Source organism: Sodalis-like endosymbiont of Proechinophthirus fluctus, assembly GCF_001602625.1.
Lineage (GTDB): Bacteria > Pseudomonadota > Gammaproteobacteria > Enterobacterales > Enterobacteriaceae.
This window is the reverse complement of sequence record NZ_LECR01000090.1, coordinates 2713-5462: the sequence shown is the minus strand read 5'-3', so window position 1 is coordinate 5462 and position 2750 is coordinate 2713. Positions and strand designations below refer to the sequence as shown.

At 46.1% G+C, this 2750-nt stretch carries 2 protein-coding genes and 2 pseudogenes; 2 read left to right on the top strand and 2 right to left on the bottom strand.

What is annotated here, in order from left to right:
- Positions 1-203: pseudogene (locus BG74_RS18285) on the bottom strand (arginine--tRNA ligase); the annotation flags it as partial.
- A gap of 796 nt (positions 204-999) precedes the next feature.
- Here BG74_RS18285 and BG74_RS19925 point away from each other — a divergent pair.
- Positions 1000-1206, top strand: coding sequence for a VOC family protein (locus BG74_RS19925; protein WP_187202873.1), 207 nt, complete (start codon positions 1000-1002; stop codon positions 1204-1206).
- 460 nt (positions 1207-1666) lie between these two features.
- Positions 1667-2384: pseudogene (locus tag BG74_RS11695) on the top strand (copper homeostasis protein CutC).
- 120 nt (positions 2385-2504) lie between these two features.
- Here the strand turns inward: BG74_RS11695 and BG74_RS18280 are convergent.
- On the bottom strand, positions 2505-2750 hold a 246-nt coding region (locus BG74_RS18280; RefSeq protein WP_244267477.1), incomplete at its 5' end, for a DUF1698 domain-containing protein.

The window sequence follows — 2750 nt, the reverse complement described above, 5'->3', positions numbered from 1 at the left end:
AAATCAAGCAAGCCGACGACCTTTTCTGCCAGCGTGCGGGACGGAAGACCGAGGTGCTTGGCGATCGCCATAATGCCATTGGCCTGATAATCGCCGAACTGGGCCTTCGCCGACTGCCGCACCTGCGCTTCGCAGTCAGCGCTCGCGCCTGCGGCCGCCAGTGCCTGCTGGATTTTTTCAGAGAGAAGTGTGTGGATGTTCACCGGAATACCTTTGTTGCATGGGTGGGAGGCAGGCAGAGCGCTGACATTCCCTGGCAACCTGACTAAGCTACCATAACCGTGCGGCCACGGTGGTCAGATTCGAAAAATAAACCATGCTTATACCATAATCGACAGCGGGAGTCAGTATAGTGAGTGGGTAAGACGGATTTAACGGGCACGGGAAGTAAAGCAGAATGGACTGCCCGCCGCGAAGCAGGAATCTGGGACATTAACGATAGAGGCGGTGTTCATTGCGAAAAATGCCGAGATGATTACGATTTTTGCTGCACAAATGCTAGATTGTAGAATTAGACAGTGATAATAAACTAGCAACAGGCATAAAGTTAATAATAGAGTTTTATATTCTATCTATTATTTAGATATCTAAAATATCCTGGACGCACAATCCGTTTGGCGCGATTTAAGAATATACCTACCTTTTACACCTTTAATCGCTTTGAAATATGAGATAAAGCTGATTTTTGTAAATGTAATATCATGAAATATAGGGATAATATTTCTATTTCTATTAATTATGATAAATATTTGCTGTTTAATACCGTCTTTCAAATTAACAGATTAATATTAATACCCTATCACGCGGTCGATCACTGCTCTACGAGAAGGGAGAAAAGCGGTAAACAGTGTGGTACGCCTGGCAATAGAGGAGAGCGATGCGGGGGAAAAGAAGATAAATAAGGATAAAGAAAAATGAATTGGACCGACGTTCCAAAATTATTGGATTTAAATCTATTGAGTGCATTTTGACGCCTAGCTATACGCTATTAATGAATAGATTAGGTATTTTGCTAAAAAATTTTTTATCAATCATATTGCCGTACGCTGTAGATCTCACAGCGCAACTCTGGTATCAGGGTATCTCTCCCAATGTAACCGTATTTTGAATGAAACGACAATTAACGGCCGTAACATTGCACTATTTGAACTGATGACGCCGATGGTTTTAAAAGGTAAAGCGATCCATTGTATTAAGCTTCCCTAGCCCAGCGAGCAGCGATATCTATATGAAGAATAGGGATATATTGAAACGGTATTGCAGCGTAAGGCTGATACGCCTTACCCGAGGGAGCTCTATTTCATGGCAGCGTCTAAGCATCCCTGATGCAGCAGAAATTGAGCCGAACAAAGCGTCGATCGCCGAAATCAGCGCGATACCCGCTGTTCAAAAAAGGCGTGTAGATTAGTTACGTCTAATACGCTGGCGTAAATCCAGACAAAAAAGAGGAGAACGAAATAGTCTGTATCGGCCACCCAGAGTAAGATGACATCCTGACCGGCATATTTTTACCAATTATAATTATCGCTGTGATGCCGGTTGTGATATATTCATCGAAGTTGAATGCCATAGTCTTTTCCCTGCACAATTAATAATAACGCTGCAGTTTACTGGCATAGTGTACTATGCCAGTAATTCAAGGCTATCAAGAAAGGAGTAGTGTACTATGCCAAAACTGGCAGTTTGCTGCTATAGCACGGAATGCGCTATAGTAACCGAGTAAGCGTCCGCGGACTGGATTGAGCGTTGTTGTGCTCTAAAAAAAGGCTGATGCCTGATTTTTGGAACGCTGTAGGCGGTACGCGACCGCATTGTGTTGTCGGTTCAACCCATCGCCAAGTTCGAGGTAATGCTTAATGATGTCGCTCAGGTCCGTGATATAGGCTTTCTAGGATTCGTGATTGGCCTGCTCAATGTGGACAGGCACGTTGAGATGGCGCGTATGTGTCGCGTTATGTATCACGATGGTGGTCACTTTTCACCTTGCCTTCGGTATGTGCCTTAATCCTTATCAGGAGCTGCGACAATTAACCGATTTAGGGGTGGCACGCACCCCCTAAAGCTCCATTCAACAGCAAAGCATGGAAATAGGTTCAGCGTTATTGAAGGAACTGACCGAGCTCAATTGTGATCCAATCATTATGGCGAGAGCGGGCGTGAGATTGACTAATCTACATAAAAGTTTTTGCAAAGCGGGATCCAAGAATTGCACAACTCCGCCGGTCAATTTGTTCCATCCTACATGCGCTATCGGAAAGCGGGTGTCAGCGTGAGCGTCCGACAGCGAAGCGGACGCGTTCAGCTGTTACTGGGCAGACGGTGACATAGTAACCAATATGAAGCATGCACTGACCGTGTTGCCTGTTGAGACGCGTCTAGCGTGATAACTGATTTTTGCAGCTCACACTCTTTAATCCACGTAATACTTGCAAGTACTAGGCACTAAACTATTGTTTAGGCTTCTTTTTATCTCGCGTTATTCGGCGCTAACGGCCTTCCTGGGCCTACTCTAGACGACTAGCCATCATGATGGGGCGCATATTGGCGGCGAAGGGGAGGCGTACTCCCCCACGCTGTTTGCCGTAGGGTTTCTCCGCCACGATAACCACCCGCAGCGGTGCGGGGTGGCCCTCAACGGTCAGTAGTGGATCGTCGGGATGAAGGAAATCTTCCAGAGATTCACTAGTCATCCACACCGTGCGCCGCTGTTCGTTGGTGCTGGTCACCGACATATCCACCTGACGCACGTT